This window comes from Paraburkholderia sp. BGA-UO-ETr-F21 (assembly GCF_059567925.1).
Map to the genome: position 1 here is coordinate 1 of NZ_JCAQOY010000037.1, position 20,309 is coordinate 20,309.

18 protein-coding genes and 1 tRNA gene are annotated in these 20,309 nt (G+C 61.7%); 12 read left to right on the forward strand and 7 right to left on the reverse strand.

Annotated features, from left to right (window positions below; translation table 11 throughout):
* Positions 1-390: 390 nt before the first annotated feature.
* Both AC57B1_RS23630 and AC57B1_RS23635 read right to left on the reverse strand, forming a co-directional pair.
* Positions 391-855 (reverse strand): hypothetical protein, encoded by a 465-nt coding sequence (locus tag AC57B1_RS23630; protein ID WP_408355090.1) that lies wholly within the window; start codon positions 853-855, stop codon positions 391-393.
* Between the two features lie 475 nt (positions 856-1,330).
* Positions 1,331-2,188, reverse strand: a complete 858-nt coding sequence (locus AC57B1_RS23635; RefSeq protein ID WP_408355087.1) for a FadR/GntR family transcriptional regulator — start codon at positions 2,186-2,188, stop codon at positions 1,331-1,333.
* 283 nt (positions 2,189-2,471) lie between these two features.
* Between AC57B1_RS23635 and AC57B1_RS23640 the strand changes: the two genes are divergently transcribed.
* The 8 genes from AC57B1_RS23640 (at position 2,472) to AC57B1_RS23675 (ending at position 10,118) form a co-directional block, all read left to right on the forward strand.
* Positions 2,472-3,680: an ABC transporter substrate-binding protein gene (locus tag AC57B1_RS23640; RefSeq protein WP_091804232.1), complete on the forward strand. Its 1,209-nt coding sequence runs from the start codon at positions 2,472-2,474 to the stop codon at positions 3,678-3,680.
* A 108-nt stretch (positions 3,681-3,788) separates the two neighbouring features.
* On the forward strand, positions 3,789-4,649 hold the full coding sequence (locus AC57B1_RS23645; RefSeq protein ID WP_091804229.1) for a branched-chain amino acid ABC transporter permease: 861 nt from the start codon (positions 3,789-3,791) through the stop codon (positions 4,647-4,649).
* A complete protein-coding gene (locus AC57B1_RS23650) occupies positions 4,646-5,701 on the forward strand; it encodes a branched-chain amino acid ABC transporter permease (RefSeq protein ID WP_496418862.1) in 1,056 nt (351 codons plus the stop codon). The genes AC57B1_RS23645 and AC57B1_RS23650 overlap by 4 nt, the downstream gene beginning before the upstream one ends.
* Positions 5,698-6,465 (forward strand): ABC transporter ATP-binding protein, encoded by a 768-nt coding sequence (locus AC57B1_RS23655; protein ID WP_091804224.1) that lies wholly within the window; start codon positions 5,698-5,700, stop codon positions 6,463-6,465. Before AC57B1_RS23650 ends, AC57B1_RS23655 begins: the two co-directional genes overlap by 4 nt.
* On the forward strand, positions 6,462-7,163 hold the full coding sequence (locus AC57B1_RS23660) for an ABC transporter ATP-binding protein (RefSeq protein ID WP_408355080.1): 702 nt from the start codon (positions 6,462-6,464) through the stop codon (positions 7,161-7,163). The genes AC57B1_RS23655 and AC57B1_RS23660 overlap by 4 nt, the downstream gene beginning before the upstream one ends.
* Positions 7,164-7,195: 32 nt before the next feature.
* A complete protein-coding gene (locus tag AC57B1_RS23665) occupies positions 7,196-8,476 on the forward strand; it encodes a Zn-dependent hydrolase (RefSeq protein ID WP_496418863.1) in 1,281 nt (426 codons plus the stop codon).
* A complete protein-coding gene (locus AC57B1_RS23670; protein ID WP_496418864.1) occupies positions 8,473-9,963 on the forward strand; it encodes a M81 family metallopeptidase in 1,491 nt (496 codons plus the stop codon). The genes AC57B1_RS23665 and AC57B1_RS23670 overlap by 4 nt, the downstream gene beginning before the upstream one ends.
* Positions 9,964-10,041: 78 nt before the next feature.
* Positions 10,042-10,118: transfer RNA gene (locus tag AC57B1_RS23675), tRNA-Val, on the forward strand.
* 261 nt (positions 10,119-10,379) lie between these two features.
* Here AC57B1_RS23675 and AC57B1_RS23680 read toward each other — a convergent pair.
* From AC57B1_RS23680 to AC57B1_RS23700, 5 genes are all read right to left on the reverse strand, one after another.
* The gene (locus AC57B1_RS23680) at positions 10,380-10,514 is read right to left on the reverse strand and encodes a hypothetical protein (RefSeq protein ID WP_286162130.1); all 135 of its coding nucleotides are present in this window, start codon (positions 10,512-10,514) and stop codon (positions 10,380-10,382) included.
* A gap of 3 nt (positions 10,515-10,517) precedes the next feature.
* A complete protein-coding gene (locus AC57B1_RS23685; RefSeq protein WP_408184787.1) occupies positions 10,518-11,573 on the reverse strand; it encodes a permease in 1,056 nt (351 codons plus the stop codon).
* Positions 11,574-11,597: 24 nt separating this feature from the next.
* Positions 11,598-12,665 carry a tRNA 2-selenouridine(34) synthase MnmH gene (gene mnmH, locus AC57B1_RS23690; RefSeq protein ID WP_408355071.1) on the reverse strand — a complete coding sequence of 356 codons (1,068 nt, stop codon included), beginning with the start codon at positions 12,663-12,665 and terminating at the stop codon, positions 11,598-11,600.
* Between the two features lie 133 nt (positions 12,666-12,798).
* Positions 12,799-13,863 carry a selenide, water dikinase SelD gene (gene selD / locus AC57B1_RS23695; RefSeq protein ID WP_496418865.1) on the reverse strand — a complete coding sequence of 355 codons (1,065 nt, stop codon included), beginning with the start codon at positions 13,861-13,863 and terminating at the stop codon, positions 12,799-12,801.
* Between the two features lie 105 nt (positions 13,864-13,968).
* Entirely contained in the window at positions 13,969-14,226 is a 258-nt protein-coding gene (locus tag AC57B1_RS23700) for a beta-xylosidase (RefSeq protein ID WP_496418866.1), read from the reverse strand.
* 293 nt (positions 14,227-14,519) lie between these two features.
* Here AC57B1_RS23700 and fdnG point away from each other — a divergent pair, with 293 nt between their 5' ends.
* The 4 genes from fdnG (at position 14,520) to fdhE (ending at position 20,279) form a co-directional block, all read left to right on the forward strand.
* Positions 14,520-17,588 carry a formate dehydrogenase-N subunit alpha gene (gene fdnG / locus AC57B1_RS23705; RefSeq protein ID WP_496418867.1) on the forward strand — a complete coding sequence of 1,023 codons (3,069 nt, stop codon included), beginning with the start codon at positions 14,520-14,522 and terminating at the stop codon, positions 17,586-17,588.
* 9 nt (positions 17,589-17,597) lie between these two features.
* Positions 17,598-18,530, forward strand: a complete 933-nt coding sequence (gene fdxH, locus AC57B1_RS23710; protein WP_007176169.1) for a formate dehydrogenase subunit beta — start codon at positions 17,598-17,600, stop codon at positions 18,528-18,530.
* Positions 18,517-19,173, forward strand: a complete 657-nt coding sequence (locus AC57B1_RS23715) for a formate dehydrogenase subunit gamma (RefSeq protein WP_091804199.1) — start codon at positions 18,517-18,519, stop codon at positions 19,171-19,173. The genes fdxH and AC57B1_RS23715 overlap by 14 nt, the downstream gene beginning before the upstream one ends.
* Positions 19,174-19,283: 110 nt before the next feature.
* A complete protein-coding gene (gene fdhE, locus AC57B1_RS23720) occupies positions 19,284-20,279 on the forward strand; it encodes a formate dehydrogenase accessory protein FdhE (protein ID WP_091804196.1) in 996 nt (331 codons plus the stop codon).
* Positions 20,280-20,309 lie beyond the last annotated feature (30 nt).

A 20,309-nucleotide genomic window follows, 5' to 3' on the forward strand; every position in this document is an offset into this window, starting at 1 on the left:
AACGACTCCACGCCGATGATAGTGCGGATTCCCGTGTGAAAGTAGGTAATCGTCAGGCTCCCCAGCAGCATCAGAAACCCCACCCCATAAAGGTGGGGTTTCTGCGTTTACGGCCGTCGCCGGCAAACGGCAGACGCGCCGGCAGATGCGGATAAACACGGACGAACACGAATAGACGTGGAAAACGCATGGAATACCCGCGCGGACCCGGGCCTTCACTCCTTGCCCGGCCGCACCGCCTTCGCATAGCCCGTCAGCTCCAGATACGCCCGTCCCGCCTCCACGCCTGCGCGGCTCACCCGCACCGCACTTTCCCAGTACATCGCGCTCATTGAATGCCGGGAAACGCTTCCGCAGAGTTTCCCCGCCGTCCCCACTCACGTGATAGGGCTAAGCCCGTTTGCGTATTGGCGCCTGATACGGCATGCCCGCGGTAAATCGATCAAGCCGTTCGCTTGCATCGGTGATTGCCCAGAGGGGGGCGCTATGCAACTGCTGGTCATAGTTCGTCGCAATTGTCGCAAAAAGCGCGAACCCCGCATCGTCCAAGCTCCACCTGCTGGTCTCACGGCCGATGTCGAACACTGTCGACACCGCGCGCTCCGCTGCACTCATCTGTTCGCTGGTTGCCGAACCAAAGCCTGACTCAGCCAGAAAGCCGGTCAACAGCATGATCTGCGTCAGTGTTTGCGCATCGGTCATGCTGCCGGCGCCGCGGCGCAAGGCATCGAGCGCCAAATGGACTCGCAATGCCAAGTCGTCGGCGGTCTGCCGGGCGATCGGAAACAGCATCGCCTTGGCATGCCGCGCACGCGCAACGCCTGCATTACGAGATAACGGGATAGGTTGTGCCATGAAGGTCCAATGTTTACGCCTGTGCAGATGCAATAACGGCGCGGCCCGTAAAAGGTTGAGCCCTCGTTATGTATCCGGCCGGCGAGCCGGCTGAAACGCCGTTTCTTGGCTGGGTGGGGGGGGGCTCCATGATTTTCCCTCGCGGGGCTGGCGCGCGACGTTTCCGCAGAAGTTGGCGATGTCTTTCGATCTTTTTCCAAGCTGCGGCGCGTCTCATCGATCAGGAGCCTCGCGTTGCCGGCGCATCTCGTCCATTGGCCAGCGCGCCACGCTATGGCTGTATGCCAGACGCATCGAGCGATTCACATCCGTTCAACGGAGAGAAAGACCCACGGTGCGTCGAGCAACATAGTGACCGTCCCAGGCGGATCTATGTCCAGCGAAATCGTCCTCGGCTTGCCACCCGCCACCCGCCACCCGCAACCTGCAACCTGCAACCTGCAACCCGCCACCCGCCACCCGCCCGCAACCCGCATCAAACGTCACCGAACTCGTCATTGCCCTCATCAGGCGGCGTCACGCTTCGCGCCCGTACGCGCCGACGAATTTCCGAATCCAGGATCAGACGCCCACGCAGTTTTCCTTTCATTCGCTTCACGTAGCGTGGCGCCTCGGTCATATGGATCACCATCAACTCACGCACTTTCTCCGCATCACGCTCACGTGCCGCTTTCGTGATCGCTTTATGAATCTTGACGTTAGCCTGACCAAAGCGCTCATGTTCGGACTGCGGAGTATCGTTACGAAACTCGATCAGTTGCCGGATCATTTCGTTGATCAGCTCACAACTGAAGCGCAGGAACGGGTTGGGATTCGCCGCCGCGAGGATATCGTGGAAATTCACGTCTTCCTGACGCTGCCGAACGATGTCCTGCCCGCCATGTGACGAAGCCGGTCGATCGCAACATGCAATGCTCGCGTCGAGCGCCTCGAAGTCCTGCTCTGTCAGATATGGCACGGCCCCCGCCGCGAGTTCGGGCTCCAGCAATTTGCGTACGGTGTAGATGTCATCGATCGATACATCCTTGAAAAACAGGTAGTTCTGCAGAAGTTGTAACGTACGATCGAGCGGCACTTCGACCACCATGCCGCCGCCGCTCGGACCCGTGGTCACTTTGATGAGACCCTGCACTTCAAGCGATTTCAACGCCTCGCGGATCGTGCTTTTACTTACCGAAAAGAGTTGCTGCAACTCCACCTCGCGAGGCAGCCGGTCGCCTGGCTTCAGGTCTTTCTCGGTGATGAGCCGCTTGATCTCCTCCGCGACCAGATCGCCGCGTTTCTGCTGCTTGATCTCGATCGCGGCGCCAGCCTTGGCGCGGTCCATGGCCATATTCGATGCTCCCTAGTTTGTCCTGCACGATCCTCGATCGACCCACCGCCGCCGTCGCAGCCCGGAAGGTCGCCTCATGCTGCCAGGAATTTTGCCTTATTGACACTCGAATTTATTGTACCTACGATCGAGTCCAACCTATTTATCATGATAAATAGAACAAAGCCCGTGTGGTGGAAAACTTCACGACGGCCAGCAAGCCAAGTAGTCGATCTAGTCGTTCGCGCAATGCGTGCAGTTTCGTAGTCGGTCAGTGCGTGTCTCTTTCCTAAGGAGCGTCATTTTGAATCGCCGAAATATGTTGAAGCTGGCCGCGTTGTCGGCCGTTCCGGGGACGTTGGGCTCGCTGGTCGCGCGAAGCGCGTTCGCGCAGGCTGGCACCTTGCAGTTCGCCTGTCCGGTGCCCATGTCGGGTCCGTTTGCGGCAAACGGCAAATATGCCGACCTCGGCATGAAGCTCGCTATCGAGCAGTACGGCAAGGTGCTGGGTCAACCTCTCGCGTACACGGTACTCGACACAGAGGGCAAGCCGGCAACTGCGGTGCGCCGTGTGCAGGAAATCGCGCAACAAAAGAATGCACGTTTCTTTGCCGGCGGTATTCTGTCCTCCGAAGCATTGGCAATGGGCAAGGAAGTCCAGAAAGCCGGGGGCGTATTCATCACCACCGCAGGCGCGGACGAAATCACCGGAAAGGACTGCAACGACGCCACGTTCCGCTGGTCGGTGCCGACCTACGGAGCGATCGAGCAAACGGTACGTCCGCTGATCCAGATGCTGCCCAAAGCAAAACGCTGGTACACCATCACGCCGCAATACGTGTTCGGCGATGGTTTGCTGTCGGCCGCCAAGGCCATCTTCAAAGAGAAGGGCATCGAGCATGTGGGTAACAGCTACCACTCGCTCAATGAGAAGGAGTTCAGCGGCTATCTGACGAACGCAGTTGCGGCGAAGCCCGACGTTTTGCTGATTCTGAACTTCGGCTCGCAGTCGTCCGATACGTTGCGCCAGGCCGTGAGCTTTGGCATGAAGAACAATTGCACGATTCTGTTGGCGTGGGCATCCGGACTCGAGCAATTCGAATCGCTTGGCGCGGACCTTTGCGAAGGCGTCTATTTCGGCGCGCAGTACTGGCACGACATCGATTCGCCGCTTAACCGCGATCTGGTCAAGCGCACGAATGCTGCTTTCAAAGCGAACCCCAACTACAGCCTCGCGGGCTCCTATATCTGCACGAAGATTCTGCTCGACGGTATCGTGAAAGCAGGTAACGTCGATCCGAAGAAAGTGGTCGCCGCCCTTGAGGGCATGAAATACGACGGTTTGACAGGCCCGGAGGAAGTCCGTAAAGGCGACCACCAGGTACTGAAGAACTATTATCTGCTGAAGGGCAAGGCGAAGAACAAGATGAAAAACGCCGACGACTACGCGGATATCGTGAGCTCCGGCCAGTCGTTCCTGCCGCTCGACAAGACCGGTTGCAAGATGGCTTGACGCCTGCCTGCCCTGGCGCAGGCGAGCGCGGTATGCACATCGCGCCACAGCGGCGCCACAGCGGCGCCACAGCGCGTGCCCCTTCGCACCATCCTTTAGACGGACGCCATGAACGTTTATCTCCTGCAGGTCGTCAACGGCATCGGAGTGGGAATGCTGTATTTCCTGCTCGCGGTCGGTCTGTCGATCGTGTTCGGCTTGCTGCGCTTCGTGAATTTCGCGCACGGTGCGTTCTACCTGCTCGGCGCGTACTTCTGCTATCAGGCGATGCAATGGTCGATGAGTTTCTGGGCCGCGCTCGTGGTCGTCCCCATCGTAGTGGGCGCGCTCGCATGGGTCGTGGAGAAGCTGATTCTGCGGCATGTCTACGCGCAGCAGCATGAGTTCCATATTCTCGTGACTGTCGGTCTCGCACTCGTCGTGCAGGAATGCGCGATCCTGATCTGGGGGCCGCTGGGCGATAACGTAGCCGTGCCCGACATGCTGAACGGCGTAGTGATCTGGGGCAGCTTTGTGTATCCGAAATACCGCCTCTTCGTGATCGGCTTCACGGCGGTATTGGCGGCGCTTTTGTGGTGGGTGCTGGAAGGCACACGACTAGGCAGCGCGGTGCGCGCGGGCAGCGAATCGACTGAGATGGTCTCGTTGCTCGGTATCAACGTATTGCGCGTTTTCAGCCTCGTATTCGCGCTTGGCGCCGCGACGGCCGCATTGGCCGGCGTGCTTGCTGCGCCGATTCGCGGCGTCGATCCGTTCATGGGCATCGAAGCGCTAAGCGTCGCGTTCGTCGTGGTGGTGGTCGGCGGAATGGGTAATTTTTTGGGTGCATTGGTCGGCGGCCTGCTGGTTGGGATCGTGCAAAGCGTGATGAGTACCTTGTGGCCGGAAGGTGCGCGACTCATGATCTACGTCGCAATGGCCGCGGTCCTGTTGTTGCGACCGAATGGTTTGCTCGGGAGGGCGGCATGATCGATTCCTCGAAGCCCATTGTGCAAAGCGCTTCATCGGCAAGAACTCAACCGGGCCTGAAGCATTCACTGCATCGCTATCGCTTCCTGTTGCTTGCGCTGCTGGTGGTCTGCATATTGCCGCTGACGCTGCGCTCCGGATCGCTGGCCACAGAAGTTCTGGTGTTCGCGCTCGCCGCACTCGGCTGCAATTTGCTGCTCGGCCACACAGGCTTGCTTTCGTTCGGGCAAGGCATTTTCTTCGGACTGGGCAGCTATAGCGCGGGACTGGTTCTGACCAAAACGGCGTTGCCTGTGCCCGTGGCGTTGCTTGCATCGGCTGCAATCGGCGCGGCGGCTGCGGCGCTCGTCGGCTGGTTTTCGATTCGTCAGCGCGGCACGTATTTCGTCATGCTGACGCTCGCGTTCGGGCAATTGTTCTATTTCCTCGCCTACACCACGCCCGATCTGACCGGCGGCGACAATGGGTTACTCGACATCCCGCGCCCGGCGCTCGGGCTGTTTGGCAAAACGCTCTTGCCGTTGACTTCGCCGTGGCAATACTACGGCTTCGTCGCCGTGCTCTTTCTCGTGGTGTTCTGGCTATTGATGCGCGTATCGCACTCCGTGTTCGGCCGTACGTTGCTCGCGATTCGCGACAACGAAGCCCGCGCCGCCGCAGTGGGCTACGACGTCAAACGCTTCAAGCTGATGGCGTTCGTGATCTCCGGCGCGGTCACCGGGCTCGCGGGCGCGCTGCACGCGCTGATGACCGGCATCGCGCCGCTCTCGAACATCGACTATCACACGAGCGAGATGATCCTCGTGATGACCGTGATCGGCGGCACAGGCAATCTGTTCGCATCCGTATTAGGCGCCGCGTTTTACGTGCTGTTCGCCGACTGGCTCTCCACTTTGTGGCCGCGCTGGTTGTTGCTGCTCGGCATCGTGCTGATCGCCGTCAGCCTGTTCATGCAACGCGGGTTGTGGGGGCTGGGCGAGCGCATCTGGCAATCGCTGCGCCGCCAATCATCCGCCAATGCGGATAATGCCGCGGACAAGGAGCCCGTATGAGCGAAGCCATTCTGCGAGCGAGTGGTGTGGTGAAGCGCTACGGCAAATTCACGGCGCTCTCCGACGTCACGTTGAACATCATGCCGCGCACGGTGCATTCCGTGATCGGTCCGAACGGCGCGGGAAAAACCACGCTGTTTCACGTGTTGACCGGCACGCTGCCGATCACCGAAGGCAAGATCGTATTCGACGGCCACGACGTGACGCGTGAGCCGGATCATAAACGTGTGCGGCGCGGCGTCGCGCGTTCGTTTCAGGTGACGAGCCTGTTCGCCAATCTGAGCGTACGAGAAAATCTGCGGCTCGCCGCGCAGGGTGTGGACGCGGTACGCGCGCTCAATGCGTGGACGCCGCCGCATGGTGCGCTCACTCATTCGGAGACTGTCGACAGCGTGCTCGAACGGCTCGCACTACAGCGTTTCAGCGAGGTATCGGCAGGCGCGCTTTCCCACGGTCAACAGCGGCGGCTGGAAGTCGGCATGGCGCTCGCCGCGCGACCCAAGGCGATCTTTCTGGACGAGCCGACCTCGGGCATGGGTATCGACGACCTCGACGATATGAAGCAGTTGATTCGCGGCTTGCGCGACGATTACACCGTGGTGCTGATCGAACACAACATGGGTATCGTGATGGACATTTCCGACACGATCACCGTCATGCAACAAGGGCGTGTGCTGGTGGAGGGGCGCCCCGACGACATTCGCGGCGATGAGCGCGTGCGCAGCGCCTATCTCGGCAACATGATCACCGGAGGCCGCGCATGATTCTCGACGTGCAGCAGATTCACGGCTTCTACGGCAAAAGCCATATCCTGCAAGGCGTGTCCCTGCAGATCAACGACGGTGAAACGGTGACGCTGTTGGGCCGCAACGGCGCCGGCAAGTCGACCACGCTGAAAGCGATTGCCGGTGTCGTGGCACCGCAGCGCGGCGTGATCACGTTCAATGGCGCCAAAATCAGCGGCCTGCCGCCGCACAAGATCGCCTCACGAGGTGTCTGTTTCGTGCCTGAGCATCGCGGCATCTTTCGTTTGCTCACGGTCGAGGAAAACTTACGGCTTGGCGCACGCAAGGATTCGCCGTGGCAGCTCGACGATATCTACCGTATTTTTCCGCGCCTCAAAGAGCGGCGCACCAACGGGGGCGCGCAGCTATCCGGCGGCGAACAGCAAATGCTGGCGATTGGCCGCGCGCTGATGAATCACCCGCGTTTGCTGATGCTCGACGAGCCGGTGGAAGGCCTTGCGCCCGTGATCGTGGAAGAGATCGTCGCGCAACTCAAGCTGATCCGCGAGGCGGGCGTGGCGATTCTGCTGGTCGAGCAGAACCTCGAAGTTTGCACGCAACTCGCCGACCGCCATTACATCATCGAGCAAGGTGTGATCGTCTATTCAGGCGATAACGCGTCCTTTTCCGCGGACGATTCGATCAAGGACCGTTATCTCGGCGTCGGCGTGGTCTGACGCGCAGCAGTCTTCAACACGAGGAAGCATCGATGCAAGTTCATGAATCAACAACCGTCGCGACGTTCGCCGATCTGCGAGTCGACGGCGCGCGGCTCTGGGACAGTCTCATGCAACTCGCGCGAATCGGCGCGACCGATAAAGGCGGCGTATGCCGCCTCGCACTCACGGAGTTGGACCGCGAGGCGCGCGACCTTTTTATCGCATGGACGAAGGAGATTGGTTGCAGTGTGCGGGTCGACGCGATCGGCAATATCTTCGCGCGCCGCGCCGGTTTGCGTGATGATCTGCCGCCGGTCATGACCGGCAGCCACATTGATACACAGCCCACGGGCGGCAAGTTCGACGGCAATTACGGCGTGCTTGCGGGTCTCGAAGTGCTGCGCACGCTCGCCGATGCCAATGTGCGGACGCTCGCGCCGCTGGAAGTCGCGGTGTGGACCAATGAAGAGGGCTCGCGCTTCGTGCCGGTGATGATGGGTTCCGGTGTGTTTGCCGGCGCGTTCACCCTGGAGCACGCGCTAGAACAGCGCGACCGTGAAGGCGTCACGGTGCGTGACGCACTGTCGCAGATCGGATATGCCGGCGCGAACGAGAAGCCGCACACCGTCGGCGCCTACTTCGAAGCGCATATCGAACAAGGGCCGGTGCTGGAAGCGCATGACAAAACAATCGGCGTGGTGCAGGGCGCGCTCGGCCAACGCTGGTACGACGTGACGGTGCAGGGCATGGAAGCGCACGCCGGCCCGACGCCGATGGAACTGCGCCGCGACGCGCTGCTCGTCGCGGCGGATCTGATTCATGCCGTCAACCGCATCGCGCTCGATCACGCGCCTCATGGGCGCGGCACGGTCGGCTGGCTCGACGTGCATCCGAATTCGCGCAACGTGATTCCGGGTCGCGTGACACTCACCGTCGATCTGCGCGCCGCCGACGATGCCACGCTCACGGCCATGGATAGCGCGTTGCGCGCCGCATGCTCGTTGGCGGGCGAGCGAGCCGGCATCGAGGTAGGCGTCGAGCAGGTCGTGTATTTCCCGCCGCAACCGTTCGCCGCGGAACTGGTCGGCGCCGTGAAGCAGGGCGCCGACACGCTCGGTTTTTCGTCGATGGACGTGATCAGCGGCGCCGGCCACGACGCCGTTTATCTTGCGAGAGTCGCGCCCGCGGCGATGATCTTCGTGCCATGCAAGGACGGCATCAGCCACAACGAGATCGAAGACGCGCGCGCGGACCATCTCGAAGCCGGTTGCAACGTGCTGTTGCAGGCCATGCTGAACGCCGCGCAGAAAGCGGGGAGCGCAGACGCATGAAAGTCCTCATCGCGCGGATGAATCACGAGACCAACACGTTTTCACCGGTGGCCACGCCGTTGGCCGCGTTCGGGCGTAACGGCCCGAGCTATGGGCAAGACGCGTTCAACGAGAACAAAGGCATGCAAACGGCGATGGCCGCGTTCATCGACGCCGCCGAAAAGGAGCATGCGCAGATCGTGACGCCCGTGTCGGCGTCGGCGAATCCGAGCGGACCCGTTGAGGCCGCCGCTTACGACGCGATCTGCGAGGCGATCGTGTCGGCTGCGGCCGGTTGCGACGCCGTCATGCTCGATCTGCATGGCGCCATGGTCGCCGAGAATTCGAACGATGGTGAAGGCGACCTGCTCGAACGCGTGCGTGGGTTGCTGCCGGACGCGCCGATCGCGGTCGCGCTCGATCTGCATGGCAATGTCACGCAGAAAATGATCGACAACGCCAACGTGATCGTCAGCTTCAAGACCTATCCGCACGTCGATATGTACGAGACCGGCGCGCATGCGGCGCGTCTGATGTTCGACCTGGTGCACGGCAAGGCGAAGCCCGTGATTGCGTGGCGCCAGCCGCCGCTGCTCACGCATACGTTGCGCAGCGCGACTGCCGAAGGCGCGATGAAACGTGCCGTGGATGCCGCGCGCGCAGCCGAAGCCGAGGGCATGCTCGCGGTGTCGGTGCTATCCGGCTTCTCGCTGGCCGATATCACGGCGCCGTGTATCAGCGTCGTGGTGGTGGGCAACGGTGAGCGCGGCGAAGCAGACGCGGTGGCGGAGCGGATCGCTCGACAGATCTGGAGTGAGCGAGAAGACTTCGTGTATCGCAGCGCGCCGCTTGCTGAATCCGTCGCGCAAGCGGCGGCGCTCGCGAAAGACGCCGACAAGCCCGTGCTCCTGCTCGATCATGGCGACAACTGCATGTCGGGCGGCACATGCGACACGATGGATCTGCTCGAAGAAGCATTGAAGCAGAAGCTCGATGGAATCGTGAGCGGGCCGTTGTGCGACGCGCAAGCGGTCGCGGCGTTGATGGCGGCCGGCGTCGGCAGCACGGTGACGGTGACCATCGGCAACAAGGTTGCGAGCGATGCGATAGCGCCGCGCCTGCCGCTTGCCGTGACGGGTGTGGTGCGCGCGCTGACCGACGGCGAGTACATCATCAGCGGCCCGACCTACACCGGACAGCGTGCTTTCATGGGACGCGCGGCGGTACTCGACACCGGCGCCATCAAGCTCGTGATCACCGAGCGCACGCACGAACCATGGGACCTCGGCGTATTCGAGAGCGTCGGCATCGATCCGCGTCGCGCGCGTTTCCTGTTGCTCAAATCGCGCATGTACTGCCGGCCGGTTTTCGTGCCGATCGCCGCAGCGCTGGTGGAATGCGACAGCCGCGGCGTGACGAGTTCGGATTACGGGCTGTTCGCTTTCGAGCACGTGAAGCGGCCGGTGTATCCGCTGGATGCGCAGACCGAGTGGGCACTCACGAACTGATTGCCACGCGCTCGCCAACTTAAGTGGCGTTAGGGGCTTGTGCAGGGCGCGGAGGTTCTCTATAATTCGCGCCTCTAAAGGCTCGTAGCTCAGTTGGTTAGAGCACCACCTTGACATGGTGGGGGTCGTTGGTTCGAATCCAATCGAGCCTACCAACGCATCCTTGACGTAGACGAAAGCGGCTCCGCTTTCGTCTACTGTCAGGTTCTCGCATTACCTCGGCGCACTGCTTGATCGTGCCGCTGTCCTGTCGGTCTTCCCTTTCCGTATTATCTCCACCTCGTCATCAGCGTGGCGCACGTGCGATCGTTCAGGCGCTGGACAGGTATCCGCTTGAAACGACGCCCAGCGCTATTGCGAGACCTTCGCGTCAGCAATCAGGTCTCGCGCCTTTTCAGAGCGGATGCAGCGCGCTGTTACGGGCGAAGCAGATCGAAGCCCGCCAGCGCGACGACCCCGCTCACCACGATCAGCGCGACCGAATGCTGGCCGAAGTAGAGCAGGCCGGCGGCCGACCAGCTCGTCATTGCAAATGCGGCGATACGTTTCATGCTTTAAAACCCCAAGGCGACTGCCAGCAACCCACTGACCACGCCGCACACCGCCACGGCCAAGGCTACGACCGTCAGCACGCGGCGCGGGAAAGAGCGGGAGAGCATGGCCATTGAAGGCACGCTGACCAACGGCAGCGTCATCAGCAACGCGCCCGCCGGACCGGCGGCCATGCCGAACGAGAGCATGGCCTGGATGATCGGCACTTCGCCCGCGGTCGGAATCACGAACAGCGTGCCGGCGATAGACAACGCGATGATCCACAGCAGGCTGTTGTCGATCTCCGGTCCGACATGCGGAAACAGCCATGTGCGCGCTGCGCCGAGAATCAGCACCAGCACGATGTATTCGGGAATGAGCCGCAACGTCATCGTGCCGAGGATTTTTACCCAGCGTGCGAATGCCGTGCTGGGCACATCGGCGGAGATCAGTTGCGCCATGGCTTCGCGTGACGCTTCGGCTTCCTTTGGCGTGACCATGCGATTCACCAGATAGCCGAGGCCGAACACCATCACGATGCCCAGCGCGAGGCGCAGGCCCATCCACTGCCAGCCGAGCACGAAGCCCATGAAGATCAGCGTAGCCGGATTCAAAGCGGTATTGCCGAGCCAGAACGCGATCGCCGCGCCCGGCGCCGCCTGGCGCGCGCGCAAGCCCGCTACGACGGGTGCGGCGCAGCAGGTGCACATCATGCCCGGCAGCGACATCAGGCCGCCTTTCACCACGCTGCTGAAATCGGTCCGGCCGAGCGCACGCGCGACCCATTGCGGCGGAATCAGCGCCTGTACCGCCGAGCCGAGCAGCAGCCCCAGCACCATGGCTTGCCAGATCGCTTTGCCGTAGGCGAGGGCGTAATCGATCGCCGCTTGCCATGACGCCGCCGGCGCGCTCGCCGACGTGCCCATCAGAATGGATTTGCCGATGGAGTGCTGGCTCGCGGCAACGAAGGCGCGGTTGTAGTACGGGAACCACTTCACATAAAAGAGGCCGACGACGGCAATCAGCAGAAACACGATCCAGCCAAGCGCGACGCGCGGTTGTCGAAGGGTTGATTGCATGGTGGTCTTAGGCGTTGGTTTTAATCAGATGACAGTGAGCGCGCTGCTGTCGACCTGCGCAAGCAGTGCGCTTGCCTGGTCGACGACATCGGCGCCGTTGGGCCGGAAATTGAACTTCAGGGCGTGCGGCAATTGAACGAAATGTTCATGGCTGCTGCGCGCATAGGCGGGGTCGTAGTGCCGCTCGATCAACTCATGCGCGAGTTCGGCGCGCCGGTTGTCGTCGACGAGCCGTTGCCAGCCCGCGACGCGTTCCCGGCTGTGCAAGCCGATCAGTCTTTGCAGTTGTCCCTTCAGCGACTCGGGATCGTCGAACAGATGCGCATAGTCGTGCAGCAGGAATGCCGCGCGATCTTCGCGGCTCGACATCACCTCGACGCAGCGGCCCCGATGAAACGTGTCGAGCAGCGCGAGCGGCAATGCGACGGAGCCGATGCGCCGGCTCTCCGCTTCCACGAAGACCGGCCGTAACGGATCGAACGTGCGCAGGGCGGTCACGAGCAGCGTGTCGAAACGCTTCTGCGACGGCTGTGGCACGCCGGCCCACGCGCCTAGCAGCGAGCCGCGGTGCGAGGCCAGCGCTTCGAGATCCAGCGTCTGCGCGCCCGCCGCGTTCAAGGCCGCCAGCAGGCGTGTCTTGCCGCTGCCGGTCGGGCCCACCAGCGCAATGTATGAAAACGTTGCCGGCAACGTGTCGAGCGTGTCCAGCGTGGCCCGCCGGTAACTCTTGTAGCCGCCTTCCAGCTGACGCGCCTGCCAGCCGATCATATTGAACAGCGTGGTCACCGAGCCGGAGCGCTTGCCGCCGCGCCAGCAATAGATCAGCGGTCGCCAGTTGCGCGGCCGGTCGGCGAAAGTGGTTTCCAGATGCAGCGCGATATTGCGCGCGACCAGCGCAGCGCCGATCCGCGTGCCTTCGAACGGTGACACCTGCTTGTAGGTCGTGCCGACCAGCACGCGCTCCTCGTTGCTCAGCACCGGCGCATTGAGCGCGCCCGGAATATGGTCTTCCGCGAATTCGAGGGGCGTGCGCACATCGATGATTTCATCGAAATCACCGGCTTTTTCGAGGCTGACGAGTAGGTTTTTCAAGGAGTTAGGGACGAAACAGGCCTGCGGGGAGGTCGAAATTATCGCATGCGCCGTAAATACCGGCTGGCAGAGCGCTCAGGACAGCTTTGCCGGACATACGCACGCCGGCGGTTGCCTCCGCCGGCCGGCGCCTTCAGACGACCTCGACGCGCCCTTCGCCACTGACCATGTCGCCGATCACGCACGCCGCGCCGAACCCGTCGGCGTGGAACAGGGCGAGAACCTCGTCGACGGCTTGCGGCGCGCACGAGACCAGCAAGCCGCCAGATGTTTGCGGGTCGGTGAGCAGGGTGCGCGCCGTCGCCGGCAATGAGGAGGGCAAAACGATATCTCGACCGTATGCGTCCCAATTGCGTCCCGAAGCACCGGTGAAGATGCCGGCTTCCGCGAGGCTGACCACGTCCGGCAGCCACGGCAGGTCCGCGTAGTGCACGCGGGCGGTCAGGTTCGAGCCGCGCGCCAGTTCCAGCGTATGGCCGAGCAGGCCGAAGCCCGTGATGTCCGTGAGCGCATGCACGCCGTCGAGCTTCGACAGCTCGGCGCCCGGGCGATTGAGCTTGGTCGTCGCGGCGATCATGGCCGCGTAGCCGGCTGCGTCGAGCCGGTCTTTCTTCAGTGCCGCCGAGAGAATGCCCACGCCCAACGGCTTACCGAGAATCAGCACATCGCCTGCTTGTGCGCCTGCGTTGCGCTTCACGCGCTTCGGGTCGACCACGCCGATGGCGACGAGGCCATAGATCGGCTCGACCGAATCGATCGAATGACCGCCCGCGAGCGGAATGCCGGCCTCGGCGCATACGGATTCGCCGCCCTTCAGCACGGCTGCGATCACGTCGTGCGGCAGCACGTTGATCGGCATGCCGACGATGGCCAGCGCCATGAGCGGCTTGCCGCCCATCGCGTACACGTCGGACAGCGCATTGGTCGCGGCGATGCGGCCGAAGTCGAACGGGTCGTCGACGATCGGCATGAAGAAGTCGGTGGTGGCGACGATCGCCTGCTCGTCGTTGAGTTTGTAGACGGCGGCGTCGTCGGCTGTGTCGTTGCCGACCAGCAGGTCGGGAAAGAACGGCAATGGTGCACTGCGCTTGAGCAGATCGGCCAGCAGGCCAGGCGCGATCTTGCAGCCGCAGCCTCCGCCGTGCGACAGACTGGTCAGGCGGGGAGACGTGCTTGCTTGGGCGGGGGTATCGGTCATTGTGGCAGGCATTTCAGGCTACGAATCACCGCATTATGAAGGGTGTTCGTTGTCCGCGCAGAGAGGCGGCGCAAGCGCGCCGCCATAACGCGGCGAGTCGACGCGCTATTTATTGCTGCCCGCCCCTGTGCCGTAGAGCCCGTTCTCGAATCCGCCCGCGCCTTGCGTCTTGTGTCCTTGCCCAGCGGTCTTGCCGCGTGAATTCGCCGAACCGCCATCCTTCGTTTGCGGCTTGTTCGTTTCATGAACCATGGACGCGGACGAATCGGGCGCCGATCCCATTGAAGACGTACGCTTTTCCTGCTGCGACGAGCCGCTGCCTTGAGTGATCTGAGCAAGGCTGCATTGACTGGACGCGAGCATCGCCATGCCGAGCACAAATGACGCGACACCTGCGGGCAGCCGCTGTTTTACTGCGCTGCAAAAATTGCCTGCGTGAGATGAATGGAGCGAATGGTGGGTCATAGGTGGGTAAGGATCCAAGTGAGGGTGGGTTTGTCACTTACCCATTAAGCAAAAACAATGCCCCGCGTCGAGATACCGGCTGTTCCACTTCATATTTGCTCGCCTCGCAGTTGGTAGAAGTTCTCGCTGCAGGACTTTATATCGGCCTCTATAATCATGATCAGTATCCCAAAAAGAGCCGAGGCCATTCAATGCCCCATATGTCCCGGCGACAATTTCTGAAGGTCTCCGCCACCACGCTAGCCGGATCGAGTCTCGCCCTCATGGGCTTCTCACCGACGCCCGCGTTAGCGGAAGTCCGTCAGTACAAGTTGTCGCGCACAACCGAAACCCGCAATACCTGCCCGTACTGTTCGGTAGGCTGCGGCATCCTGATGTATGGACTGGGCGACAACGCCAAGAACGCGAAGTCCAGCATCATTCACATCGAAGGCGATCCCGACCACCCGGTCAATCGCGGCACGCTATGCCCGAAGGGCGCGAGCCTGATCGACTTCATTCATAGCCCGAGCCGTCTGAAGTATCCGGAGTACCGCGCGGCCGGCTCGAATGAATGGAAGCGCATTTCGTGGGAGGACGCGCTCGACCGCATTGCGAAATTGATGAAAGAGGACCGCGATGCCAACTTCGTCGAGACAACCGCAGACGGCAAGAAGGTCAACCGCTGGCTGACCACCGGCATGCTCGCGGCATCGGCCGGTAGCAATGAAGTCGGTTATTTGACGCACAAGACTGTCCGCAGTCTTGGCATGCTCGCATTCGATAATCAAGCACGTGTCTGACACGGCCCGACGGTGGCAGGTCTTGCCCCGACGTTTGGCCGTGGAGCGATGACGAACCATTGGGTCGACATCAAGAACGCGGATGTGATTCTCGTGATGGGCGGCAATGCGGCCGAGGCACACCCATGCGGTTTCAAGTGGGTCACCGAAGCCAAGGCGCACCGCAAGGCGAGATTGGTCGTGGTCGATCCGCGCTTTACGCGCACGGCATCGGTTGCGGACTATTACGCACAGATTCGGACCGGCTCGGACATCGTGTTCCTGGGCGGGGTGATCAACTATTTGCTCACCAACGACAAGATCCAGCACGAGTATGTAAAGAACTACACGGACATGCCGTTCATCGTTCGTGAGGACTTTTCGTTTACCGACGGCCTGTATTCCGGCTACGACGCCGAGAAGCGCAAGTACGACAAGAGTACGTGGGATTACGAACGCGGCGACGACGGCTTTGCCAAAGTCGATCCGACGTTGCAGCACCCGCGCTGCGTCTATCAACTGATGAAGCAGCACTACTCGCGCTATACGCCCGAACAGGTCGAGAAAATTTGCGGCACGCCGAAGGAAAAATTCCTCAAGGTGTGCGAGATGCTGGCATCGACGGCTGTGCCGGGACGCGCCGGTACGATCCTGTACGCGCTCGGCTGGACGCATCACTCGATCGGCGCTCAGATCATCCGCACCGGCGCGATGGTGCAATTGCTGCTGGGCAATATCGGCATTGCGGGCGGCGGCATGAATGCGCTGCGCGGTCACTCGAACATTCAGGGCTTGACCGACCTCGGCCTGATGTCGAACCTGTTGCCCGGTTATATGACGCTGCCGATGGAAGCCGAACAGGATTTCGACGCCTTCATCACGAAGCGCGCGAGCCAGCCTTTGCGGCCGAATCAGTTGAGCTACTGGCGCAACTATCGCGCTTTCCATGTCAGTTTCATGAAGTCGTGGTGGGGCGACAACGCAACCGCGGAGAACAACTTCGGGTTCGACTATCTGCCGAAGCTCGATAAGTCATACGACATGCTGCAGGTCTTCGAGCTGATGAATCAAGGCAAGATGACCGGCTACATCGCGCAGGGCTTCAACCCGCTCGCCGCCGCGCCGAACAAGGCGAAGATCGGCGCGGGTCTGGCCAAGCTGAAGTGGCTCGTCATCATGGACCCGCTCGCCACTGAAACGTCCGAGTTCTGGAAGAATTTCGGCGAGTTCAATGACGTCGATCCGTCGAAGATTCAAACGGAGGTGTTCCGTTTGCCGACCACCTGTTTCGCGGAAGAACGCGGTTCGCTGGTCAGTTCCAGCCGCGTGCTGCAGTGGCATTGGCAGGGCGCGGACGGCCCCGGCGAATCGAAGAGCGATCTCGAGATCATGTCGGGGCTGTGGCTGCGCATTCGCGAGGCCTATAAAAAGAACGGCGGGAAGTATCCCGATCCGATTCTCAACATGAGCTGGCCGTATGCCAACCCGGAAAGCCCGACGCCGGAAGAACTCGCGATGGAGTTCAACGGCAAGGCGCTCGCCGACGTCACCGACGCGACCGACAAAACCAAGGTGCTCGCGAAGAAGGGCGAACAACTGGCGAGTTTCGCGCAGTTGCGCGACGACGGCAGCACCGCGAGCGGTTGCTGGATCTTCTGCGGCTCGTGGACCCAGGCGGGCAATCAGATGGGCCGGCGCGACAACTCGGATCCGACCGGCATCGGCAACACGCTCAACTGGGCATGGGCCTGGCCTGCGAACCGGCGGATTCTGTACAACCGCGCGTCCTGCGACGTCAGCGGCAAGCCGTTCGATCCGAAGCGCAAGCTGATCGCGTGGAACGGCAAGACGTGGTCGGGAGCGGATGTTCCCGACTTCAAGGTGGACGAACCGCCCGAAAACGGCATGAACCCGTTCATCATGAACCCGGAGGGCGTAGCGCGTTTCTTCTCGCGTGACGGTCTGGTGGAAGGGCCATTCCCCGAGCACTACGAACCGTTCGAGACGCCGCTCGGCTACAACCCGCTGCATCCGGACAACAAGCTGGTGGTCAGCAGTCCGGCGGCACGCGTGTTCCCCGACGACAAGGCAGCGTTCGGCTCGCACGAGAACTTCCCGCATACCGCGACCACGTATCGTCTGACCGAACATTTCCACTACTGGACCAAGCACGCGCGCCTGAACGCGATCGTGCAGCCGCAACAGTTCGTGGAGATCGGCGAGGATCTAGCGAAGGAGGTGGGCGTGGTGGCCGGGGATCGCGTGAAGGTGTCGTCCAATCGCGGGCACATCATTGCCGTGGCGCTCGTTACCAAGCGGATCAAGCCGCTAATGATCGAAGGAAAGAAAGTTCAGACCGTTGGCCTGCCGTTGCATTGGGGCTTCAAGGGACTCACGAAGCCGGGCTATCTCGTCAATACGCTGACGCCTTCCGTGGGCGATGGGAATTCGCAAACACCGGAATTCAAGTCGTTCCTCGTCAAGGTCGAAAAGGCATAAGGAAAAGAGATGGCACTGCAATCACTGGACATCAAACGCCTCTCGGCCACGACCTTGCCTGAACCGCAAGTGCGTGAGCCGGTCACGGGCACGGTCGCCAAGCTCATCGACGTGTCGAAGTGCATTGGCTGCAAGGCGTGTCAGACCGCCTGCATGGAGTGGAACGATCTGCGCGACGAAGTCGGTACGACGACCGGCATCTACGATAACCCGCGCGATCTGAGCGAGCATTCGTGGACCGTCATGCGGTTCTCGGAATACGAGAACACCGAAGGCGATCTCGAGTGGCTGATCCGCAAGGACGGCTGCATGCACTGCGAGGATCCAGGCTGTCTGAAGGCCTGCCCGTCGCCGGGCGCGATCGTGCAGTACACGAACGGGATCGTGGATTTCCACGAGGAAAACTGCATTGGCTGCGGCTATTGCGTAACTGGTTGCCCGTTCAACGTGCCGCGCATTTCGAAGAAGGACAACCGCGCGTACAAGTGCACGCTGTGCTCGGACCGCGTGGCGGTCGGCCAGGAACCGGCTTGCGTGAAGACTTGCCCCACCGGCGCGATCATGTTCGGCACCAAGGAGGACATGAAGCAGCAGGCCGCCGACCGGGTGGAAGATCTGAAGGAACGCGGTTTCCAGAATGCCGGCTTGTACGATCCTGCCGGCGTGGGCGGCACGCACGTCATGTACGTGCTGCATCACGCCGACAAAGCGAACCTGTATCACGGTTTGCCGCAGAATCCGAAGATCAGCGCGATGGTCGGGCTGTGGAAAGGACTGGCCAAGCCGCTGGCGCTCGCGGGTATCGCGTTCGCGGCCGTGGCTGGGTTCTTCCACTACACGCGCGTGGGTCCGAACGAGGTGAGCGAGGCGGAAGAAGCCGAAGCCCAGCACGAAGCCGACGAAGCACGCCGTTCGCGGGAGGCATCCAATGAAGCACCCTGAGCATACCGAGTTGAAGGACGTGAGGGGCAACAGCCTGATCGTGCGCTACACGCCCAATGAGCGTACGAATCACTGGATCACCGCCATCACGTTCGTGCTGCTGGCGCTCTCCGGCCTCGCCATGTTTCATCCGGCCATGTCGTGGCTCTACGCGATCTTCGGCGGCGGGCAATGGACGCGGATTCTGCATCCGTTCGTGGGCTGCGTGATGTTTCTCTCGTTCCTGATTCTTGCGTTGCGCTTCTGGCATCACAACTATCTGGACAAGGCCGACATTCAGTGGATGAGGCAGATCGACGACGTGCTCAACAATCGCGAGGAAAAGCTCCCTGCGATCGGCAAGTACAACGCCGGTCAAAAGCTGCTATTTTTCACGATGGTGATCTGCCTGTTGCTGTTGCTGGCGAGCGGCATTGTGATCTGGCGGCGCTACTTCTCGTTCTATTTTCCGATCGAGATTATCCGGCTCGCGGCTGTGGTGCATGCCGCGGCGGCGTTCGTGCTGATCGTCGGCATCGTCGTGCATATTTATGCAGCGTTGTGGATCAAGGGATCGATCGGCGCCATGACGCGCGGCACCGTGACCTACGGTTGGGCGAGAAAGCATCATCCGAACTGGTTCAAGGAAATCATCGGTAAATAGCGGGCCACGCCCAGGCAACCCAGGCAGCGCGATGCAAAGCGTGCTGCACCCGAGCCGCCGCCCTTGTTCGAATAAGGGCGGCGGCTTTTCAGTTTTCAGAGGTCGATACTGTGGTTCAACGTATTCTCGAAGCCGGCGATATCGAGTCGCTCGACCATTCGGCGATTCCGCGCATCCGCACACCGGAGCGGCTCGCGGTGTTTTCGGCGCGCGCTGCGCGCCTGCGCCAGCTCGCGGCGCTTCACAATCCGATCGCCGGTTATTTGCGCCTGATGGCGGTGCTCGCCGACGCGCAGCAAGCCGTGATGGCGAACTTCAAGGCACAGCCGCCGAGCCCTGAATTGATCGCGAGCGCGCAGCAACACTCCATGCCGCTGATTCCGGCGCTTTCCGGCGTGCGTGATCCGGCATGGCGCGACGTGCTGCGCCAACTGCTCGACAAGGTGGCGGTAGCGGGTCCGCTCACGCCGCCGCTCGAAGCGCTGATCGCCCGCCTGCGCACGCTTGACACCGCCGCGCTCGAATTTCAGGCCGACGCGATCTTCGCGCAGCGCTTCGAAGAGGTCGATCCGGCGAGCGCGCCGTTCATCGTCGCTGCGCTGCAAGTAGTGTGGACCGACCTTGCCGCCGATATCGACAAGCGCGAGGTGCCATACATCGAAACCCTCGGACTGTGTCCCGTGTGCGGATCGCATCCGGTGGCCAGCATCGTGCGCGTGGGTGGAGCGTATGATAACTACCGCTACCTGCAATGCGGGCTGTGCTCGACTGAATGGCACATGGTTCGCGCGAAGTGCTCGAACTGCGACTCGACCAAGGGCATTGCCTATCACACGGTCGGCTCGCCCGATGCCGACGAAGCCACGCGCGAAACCGAATCGAAGAATGCCGCGCTGAAGGCCGAATCGTGCGACGAATGCCATACTTACCGCAAGATCGGCATTCAGTCGAAGGACTACGATTTCGAACCGTTCGCGGACGATCTCGCCAGTCTCACGCTGGATCTGCTGATGGGCGCGGAAGGTTACCGGCGGGCGTCGCCGCATCCGTGGCTGTGGCCCGAACAGGCCGACAGTGCGGCGGAGTCTTCTGGCGAGTCCGACTAGCAGCAACTGGACACGACTAGACTAGAAAAG